The 7199-nt window shown below is 40.5% G+C and carries 8 protein-coding genes and 1 pseudogene; 5 read left to right on the top strand and 4 right to left on the bottom strand.

Features of this window, described 5'->3' with window-relative positions; genetic code table 11:
- Nucleotides 1-327: 327 nt before the first annotated feature.
- Nucleotides 328-618 (bottom strand): annotated as a pseudogene (locus CXF64_RS01435) (DapH/DapD/GlmU-related protein); the annotation flags it as partial.
- 189 nt (nucleotides 619-807) lie between these two features.
- Here CXF64_RS01435 and CXF64_RS01430 point away from each other — a divergent pair.
- Nucleotides 808-1401 (top strand): hypothetical protein, encoded by a 594-nt coding sequence (locus CXF64_RS01430; RefSeq protein ID WP_101216101.1) that lies wholly within the window; start codon nucleotides 808-810, stop codon nucleotides 1399-1401.
- Between the two features lie 2 nt (nucleotides 1402-1403).
- Here CXF64_RS01430 and CXF64_RS01425 read toward each other — a convergent pair whose 3' ends face one another.
- Complete coding sequence (locus tag CXF64_RS01425) at nucleotides 1404-1784, bottom strand: hypothetical protein (protein WP_024591701.1); 381 nt, start codon at nucleotides 1782-1784, stop codon at nucleotides 1404-1406.
- A 99-nt stretch (nucleotides 1785-1883) separates the two neighbouring features.
- Here CXF64_RS01425 and CXF64_RS01420 point away from each other — a divergent pair, with 99 nt between their 5' ends.
- Complete coding sequence (locus CXF64_RS01420; RefSeq protein ID WP_101216100.1) at nucleotides 1884-2324, top strand: tellurite resistance TerB family protein; 441 nt, start codon at nucleotides 1884-1886, stop codon at nucleotides 2322-2324.
- 21 nt (nucleotides 2325-2345) lie between these two features.
- On the opposite strand, the gene CXF64_RS01415 is transcribed toward CXF64_RS01420, so the two are convergent.
- Nucleotides 2346-2912: an NADPH-dependent FMN reductase gene (locus CXF64_RS01415; protein WP_007584922.1), complete on the bottom strand. Its 567-nt coding sequence runs from the start codon at nucleotides 2910-2912 to the stop codon at nucleotides 2346-2348.
- 119 nt (nucleotides 2913-3031) lie between these two features.
- On the opposite strand from CXF64_RS01415, the gene CXF64_RS01410 reads away from it, so the two are divergent.
- The gene (locus CXF64_RS01410) at nucleotides 3032-3931 is read left to right on the top strand and encodes a LysR family transcriptional regulator (protein WP_024591698.1); all 900 of its coding nucleotides are present in this window, start codon (nucleotides 3032-3034) and stop codon (nucleotides 3929-3931) included.
- 32 nt (nucleotides 3932-3963) lie between these two features.
- Here CXF64_RS01410 and norR read toward each other — a convergent pair whose 3' ends face one another.
- Nucleotides 3964-5520 (bottom strand): nitric oxide reductase transcriptional regulator NorR, encoded by a 1557-nt coding sequence (norR, locus tag CXF64_RS01405; protein WP_008138686.1) that lies wholly within the window; start codon nucleotides 5518-5520, stop codon nucleotides 3964-3966.
- A 160-nt stretch (nucleotides 5521-5680) separates the two neighbouring features.
- On the opposite strand from norR, the gene CXF64_RS01400 reads away from it, so the two are divergent.
- Together CXF64_RS01400 and CXF64_RS01395 are read left to right on the top strand one after the other, a co-directional pair.
- A complete protein-coding gene (locus tag CXF64_RS01400; protein WP_007584928.1) occupies nucleotides 5681-5950 on the top strand; it encodes a hypothetical protein in 270 nt (89 codons plus the stop codon).
- A complete protein-coding gene (locus CXF64_RS01395; RefSeq protein ID WP_010555391.1) occupies nucleotides 5950-7182 on the top strand; it encodes an NnrS family protein in 1233 nt (410 codons plus the stop codon). Before CXF64_RS01400 ends, CXF64_RS01395 begins: the two co-directional genes overlap by 1 nt.
- The last annotated feature ends 17 nt before the right edge of the window (nucleotides 7183-7199 follow it).

The following is a 7199-nucleotide window of genomic DNA, read 5'->3' as shown; positions in this document are numbered from 1 at the left end:
CCACATCAACACCTAGCACGTAGGGCGAGCGTAGCGACTCCCGACGTTAAAATCACAACAAAACCCCTCAATATCTCAGTCGGCCAATAAAGTAGCATTTGCTACGTGACTTTCTACCGCTGTGGGCACTATGACATTACACAAGCTTCACATTGTAGAAAGCCCGGATCTAACGATTCGAGCTTTTTTATGCTTGTAGAAAAAGTGATTCAGGTATTCCTCTATAGCGGAGCGTCTCTTAGTGAATAATTCACTTAATTTAACGAGTTAAAGTGCTCGCTGATGCGAGCGTAGCGACTCCCGACGCTAAAATCACATCGAGAATAGCTACAGTGTTCTTATTTCACGAGCTGGGTTACCTGCTACTACAGTATTAGGCATTACATTTTTAGTAACCACAGCACCCGCACCCACAATACTATTTTCACCAATGCTTACACCCGCTAAAATAATTACACCTGCGCCAACCCATATGTTATTGCCTAACGCGATAGGCGCTGCAAAGTTTTCCTTATTAAGCTTTTTTGCTGGATTAGTAGCATGTGACACAGCTAAAAGCTGAACGTTCGGGCCTATTAAGCAGTCATCACCCATGGTGATTAAGTAATTGGCCAGTGGCTAGTTGAGGTGTAATTAATATTTATAAAAGTAGGATTGTTAATGAAGGCTGAGATATTTAGTCGTTAATCGCTATTTAGAAGTTTTACCTAGTTGTCTTGTTCTAAATTTTATATAGATACTTCTAATAAAGTACTTAAGAAAACTGTACTATTACAGGTGTTTTAAAATAACTATAACGAGAAACATATGAAATTATTAACTGCAGCAACTTTAATAGTTGCTTCATCGACAGCTTTTGCAAGCCCTGCACCGTTAGTGTCTATTCCTACTCATGATGCCTTTTTTAATAGTATTGCAGCGCATTGCGGTAAAGCTTTTGAAGGTGAAGTAGCGGTAGATAACGCGAAAGGGCCAAGCTCATTTACAGATAAAAAGCTGGTTATGCATGTACGTAAATGTAGCGAGGCTGAGTTACAAGTACCGTTTCATGTAGGAGACGATGCATCACGTACGTGGATCATAACGAAAACGGGTAGTGGCTTGAGTTTAAAGCACGATCATCGTCATAAAGATGGAACAGACGACGCATCAACTATGTATGGTGGCCATACGCTTGATGCAGGGTTTGCGCAAATGCAGTCGTTTCCAGCAGACCAATACTCTAAAGAGTTATTCGTAAAACAAGGCATTGCACAGTCTGTAGGTAATACATGGCAAATGTATATTTACTCAGAAGTATTTACTTATCGATTAATTCGCCAAGGACGTGAGTTTAAGGTGGATTTTGATTTAACTAAACCGATTACTCCACCATCAGCACCTTGGGGTTATAAAGACTAAGGTTACTTACCCTTGTTTGTATCTTCTTTAGTTTCGCATTGTAGTAAAACACTTAAATCTGGTTGGTAAGCACGTGGTTTTGTTGGAAAGCGCTCGTACTCTTGAACGCCTTCAAGTATTTTCAACATAAAGGTATTGCCGCGGCATAGACGGTCAGCATGGCGTAATAAAAATACACTTTGATTGGTAAAGTGTTTGTAATCGTCTGACTGGATTTCTATTTTATAGTTGTCTTCGCCAATTTTTGTTTGGTAGTAATGCACTTTGTTGTCAAAGTCGTAGAGCTTCTCTGTTTCGGCTTTTTCAGCAAGTGCAGTATTTGCACTTGAAAGGGCCACCAGTGTAGCGCCTATAAATAAGCGTGGTGCGTTTATTCCTTTCATAAAATATATCCTTTAATTTGCGAACTTTATACCCATTAATAAAAGTAATAAGGTCGATTTCTTTACGTATTAGTCTAACACCCAAAAAGGGAAAGTGTGATGTTCAAACAAATAAAACAACTTTTTGCTGTATTCGATGAACAGCAGCCAAGTATGCAAGAGCACGATTTAAAAACAGCTGTTGCTGCATTATTAATTGAAGTTATGCGTGCAGATACCAAGCTTGAACATGATGAACAACGAACCCTGACTGTAACCTTAAAAAAGTATTTTAATTTAACAGATATTGAGGTTAATGAGCTTACTAATAACGCGGAAAGTAGCTTAGATGATTCGATAGATTACTTTCAGTTTTCAAAACAGATTAATGAGCATTGCAGCGCGGCGCAGCGAATAGAAATAATAGAATTATTATGGCGCTTAGCGTATGCCGATGGAGAAATAGATCCCCAAGAAGACTATGTAATACGTAAAGTAGCAGGGCTTTTATATGTAACGCATACCGATTTTATCGCCGCAAAACTCGCGGCGACAAAGTAATTAGTTATTTAGGCGTGCAAGTTATCTTAACTTACTTGCAACGCTTACTAACTGATGAGCAAGCGCCGATACTCGCTCTGCAGTAACAGGTTCATTAATTTGCCCATTTTCATCAAACAATGTGTGTACAGCGGGTACTGCAAGTTGATCGGCAAGCACTAACGATCCAATACCACTTAATATATCACGTACATGATTTAAACCGCGTAACCCACCAAGTCCACCTGGTGATGCTGAAAACAGCGCCACTACTTTATTACGAAAAGCAGGAACAGCACCTTGCTCTGTGCGCGATGCCCAATCAATCGCATTTTTAAGTGCTGCAGTTATAGAGCCGTTGTACTCTGGGCTTGCTAGTAAAATACCGTCAGCTGCACGTAGCTTGTCTTTTAAAAGCTGTACATCGCTTGGTGTACCTTGCGCTTCAATATCTTCGTTAAATAGTGGGATGTTTAATTCGTTTAGTTTTATTACTTCTACTTCAGCACCTGTTTGTAGAGCAAAACGTGCTGCCTCATTAATAATTTTTTGATTAAAGCTTTCTTGTCGAAGACTTCCTGCTAGGGCGATAATTTTTGGTGCTGACATGCTAGTGACCTTTTAGTGTTTAAACTTACAACGCTAATGTAGCAAAATTTTACTTGTAGAAAACCCCAATAAACGCAACACTTATGTGCGTAAATGCACATAAGTATAAGGTAAACAGCATGGCGATAAAATTTGAAGATTGGCAAGACGTTAAAGTAGCGTTTGAAGTAGCACGATTAGGCACGTTAACGGCGGCAGCAGAAGAGCTTAATGTGCACCACAGCACAGTACTTAGGCGAATTAATAATCTTGAAAAAAACTTAAATGCACGCCTTTTTCATCGCCATGCCCGTGGTTACAAGGTTACTGAAATTGGCACCAAGTTATTTGCAACAGCACAAACTATCCATAGCTCCTTAGAGCAGTTACATAACGATATAGCAGCAGCCGATAGCACCCTTAGAGGGAGTTTATTACTAACGACGGTAAGTGGTTTTATGGATGTACTTGGTGATGTATGTGAGCAATTTCAGGCGCTACATCCACAAGTGCAGTTAGAAGTTATTTTAGAACAAAAAAGATTAAGGCTCGATCACGGACAAGCACATATTGCAGTGCGTGCAGGCCCAAGACCTGATGAGGGCGATTATATTGCTCAGCATTTGGCGCAGCTTTCATCGGGTTTATACGCTAATAAACGTTACATTAATAAATACGGCATGCCTAGATTATTAAGTGATTTACAACAACATAATTTTGTATCGGGTGTGGCGGGTTTTAATGCCCGCGTGCCTTATTTTGCATGGGCTGATGAAAATATTCCTGCATCGCAAATTAAGCTGCGAGTATCTGAAACCGCAGAAGCGACTCGTGCAATAATTAAAGGGCTTGGCATTGGCGGATTACAGCATGACGTAGCGGCGCAATATTCTGATTTAGTACCTATATTACACAGTGAGTTAAGCTGGCCTACCGATGTGTGGTTAGTCACGCATCACTTAGTGCATCGCACTGCTAAAGTACAAGCTTTTGCAGGGTTGTTAAAAACACACTTTAGTAAGTTAGCTGCTAATCAATAGTTTTAGCAGCATTTTAGCTGTGTTTTAAATGATTATAGTGTTTTTTTTACTTCTATGCCTAGGCGTTTAGCCAAGCGTACTAAGTTAGCTCTATCTAATTCAAGTACTCTTGCTGCTGCTGACCAGTTGTAGTTATGCTTCTTTAATTGCTCGGTAATTACGTTGTATTGCAACGATTCTACAGCTTGCTTTAAAGGTTGGTTGATTAAGGTGTTGGTTGTACTTTGACTTGCTACTAGAGAGTTTTGCGGCGCACTCGGGGTTAAATCACAGTGCTCGCTTGTAATGGTTATTATTGGATTTTGCCATTGGCTTTGTTTTGCTTTTAGGGCGCTGCGACTAATAACATGTTCAAGCTCGCGAACGTTACCTGGCCAGTTGTACTGATTAAGCAGTACTTGCGCTTCAGGGCTTAGTTTTAATTGTTTTATCCCTAATTTACGGGCTGTTTGCTCAATAAAATAACCAGCTAAGAGTGTTATGTCGTGCTCGCGTTTACTAAGTGGTGGCACAGTAATAGGGTAGACACTGAGGCGATGGTATAAATCGGCTCTAAAGCGACCTTGAGCTACTTCTTCTTTTAAATTTCTGTTGGTTGCGGCAACGACGCGTACATCTACGTACTTTGGTGTGTCTTCTCCTACCGTTTGTATTTCGCCGCTTTGTAGCACTCGTAATAATTTACTTTGCATGGCAAGGGGCAGTTCGCCAATTTCATCTAAAAATAACGTGCCGCCATCAGCTAATTGAAATTTACCTTGGCGCGAATTTTGTGCGCCTGTAAAAGCCCCTTTCGCATGACCAAAAAATTCACTTTCAGCAAGATTTTCAGGAAGCGATGCACAATTTAAGTGAATAAGCGGTTGATCTTTGCGAGCTGAATTTAAGTGAATATTACGCGCAACAAGTTCTTTCCCTACCCCTGTTTCACCTAATATAAGCACGCTAAAATTAGATGCTGCAACGAGTTTAATTTCGTTTTTAAGTGTTTGCATTAGCGGACTTTGACCAATAATTTCACCGCCGTCCCGTGTTAACGCTTCACGATTTAGTTCTTGCACTAATGCACTTGAGTGCTGTGCATGCTGTTTGTAATGGGCAAGCTCTAAAGCTGTTTTAAAGTGCGCACTACACAGCGTTTGTAAGGTATTGAGTGTATCAGCGCTTATGCTGTTAAATGCATTGGCGTTAAGGCTATCAAACGTAAGTACGCCAAGTAGCGCGTTTTTATCATAAAGAGGTAAGCCTAAACATGCATGTACCGGTATGTCGCCGGTTTTAGCTAATAGTAATCCGTCGTATGGATCGGGTAGCGGGCAGTCGTGCGCAAATTGTAGCGCGAGTGTGCTTTTGCAAATAGCTTCTAGGCGAGGGTGTTCTACTATTTTAAATCGTCTGCCAAGGCTGTCGGACATTAACCCTTTAATTGCCAGTGGTTTTAATTGCTCGCCCTGAAGCACTAATAACGCACTTGCATCACTAGGAATCACCCGCTCAACCGTTGCTAGTAATTGATCAAAGCTATGCTCGTGTAGTGTACTTTGAGCAAGCTCTAGAGCAACTTGTGTAAGGTTGAATTGCTGATTCATGTCAAAATGACCTATTCGAGTTTTTATGAGTTAATTTATAGTAGGTCATAAAGACTCATACTGTAAAGTGGTTTAATTTAACTTATTGAATTTAATTAATTAAATTTGTTGGCACAGTATGTGTAATAGCTAAGTAACGTAGTTAGTTACAGAGATCGCCATGAACACACTAATGCTGAATAATTTAAATAATCAAACACAGTTTAGTTCACTATACGAAACAGTATTATTTGCTGCCAATACTGCATTAGCTGTGAGTTTAGTGTGTATTACGGCAAGTATTTTAATTAGCTACCCGTTTGCTGAGTACTTTTCCATGGCGGTGCAAGTATCAGCTCATATTGGGACTATTGTTATTGCTGCTATTTTAAAAGTAAGTTACGTACTGCGCTGTGTTGCACAACATGGTTTAGGGCAGGAGGTACGATAATGCGCCCTATAAACTTAACTGAGCCAATGCCAGCACGCGTTGCTATTCATCAAGTATCTCAATGGCCATTATGGATGCTCGCTTTTAGACCTTTCTTTTTAGGCGGTGGCTTATTGGCATTTTTGTCGGTGGGGTATTGGCTACTTATTTTAACAGGCCATGCAAGTTGGCACTCATCGATACCTGCGACATTATGGCACGCGCACGAAATGCTGTTTGGCTTTGCAGGAGTTGTAGCTGTTGGCTTTTTACTTACCGCTGCACAAACATGGACAGGCGTACCGAGCATAAGTGGGAAAGCCCTTATGTGGCTTACGTTTATATGGCTTGCAGCGCGCTTAGCCTTTTTTGTGATATTGCCTGATATTGCTCATTTTAATTTATATGCTGCACTTACATTACAAGTTATTTGGTGGCTAGGCGCCATAGCAGTACTGGCTAATATGTTATTAAAAGCCAATAGCAAAAGTAACTATCCGTTTTTAGCTATTTTAGCTGTGCTTTGTGGGCTCAATGTATTGTATTTAATACTTGTTTTAAAACAAAACATGCAGCTTGCACTTGGTGTGGTTGATACCGCAGTACTGGTAATTACTTTACTAGTTGGCATTGTTGCGGGTCGCGTTCTACCATTTTTTACCGCTAAAGGTCTAGGTTTAACCGCACAAGTTCGCACTCCTAAAATAGATAAAGCGGTGATGTATTTATCTATTTTGGCTATCACTTTATTTTTCATCAACAAGTTGTTTTTGAACACGATTAATCCTGCGTTAGTTGTTGCAACTGTTGCTGCGCTTCACCTGGTCAGGGCTGGTTTTTGGTGGGATAGCAAGGTATTGAGAGTGCCGTTGTTATGGTCTTTACATTTTTCCTACTTAGCGTTAGGCGTAGGGTTAATGATGGTTGCATTTAGCTTTTATAGCAGTGCAATACAATTTAAAGATGCGCTGCACTTAATCACTATTGGCACAATAGGTATGATGATTTTAGCAATGATGACGCGTGTATCACATGGTCATACAGGGCGTACACTCGCTATTCCTCATTACATGGCTGTTGCTTTTGCGTTTTTGCTTGTGGCCGCTATTACTCGTTCATTACTCCCTTTTATTATTGGGCCTCACCTTGCTTGGCAAATAAGTGCTTTGCTGTGGTTAGTGGCTTTTTCATTATTTTTAATTCACTGCACACCTATATTAACGCGGCGTCGTGTTGATGGGCGTCGTGGTTAGTTCATCCATAGGAAACA

The organism is Pseudoalteromonas sp. GutCa3, assembly GCF_002836155.1.
Classification (GTDB): Bacteria; Pseudomonadota; Gammaproteobacteria; order Enterobacterales; family Alteromonadaceae; genus Pseudoalteromonas; species Pseudoalteromonas arctica.
Note: the sequence above shows the minus strand (reverse complement) of the source record. Positions and strands in the feature narration are given on the sequence as shown.

Bases quoted from the DNA above. Each gene is read 5' to 3' on its own strand.
- CXF64_RS01400 (WP_007584928.1), top strand. From the start codon at position 5,681: ATGAACACACTAATGCTGAATAATTTAAATAATCAAACACAGTTTAGT.
- CXF64_RS01395 (WP_010555391.1), top strand. From the start codon at position 5,950: ATGCGCCCTATAAACTTAACTGAGCCAATGCCAGCACGCGTTGCTATT.
- CXF64_RS01420 (WP_101216100.1), top strand. From the start codon at position 1,884: ATGTTCAAACAAATAAAACAACTTTTTGCTGTATTCGATGAACAGCAG.
- CXF64_RS01430 (WP_101216101.1), top strand. From the start codon at position 808: ATGAAATTATTAACTGCAGCAACTTTAATAGTTGCTTCATCGACAGCT.
- CXF64_RS01415 (WP_007584922.1), bottom strand. From the start codon at position 2,912: ATGTCAGCACCAAAAATTATCGCCCTAGCAGGAAGTCTTCGACAAGAA.
- CXF64_RS01425 (WP_024591701.1), bottom strand. From the start codon at position 1,784: ATGAAAGGAATAAACGCACCACGCTTATTTATAGGCGCTACACTGGTG.
- norR (WP_008138686.1), bottom strand. From the start codon at position 5,520: ATGAATCAGCAATTCAACCTTACACAAGTTGCTCTAGAGCTTGCTCAA.
- CXF64_RS01410 (WP_024591698.1), top strand. From the start codon at position 3,032: ATGGCGATAAAATTTGAAGATTGGCAAGACGTTAAAGTAGCGTTTGAA.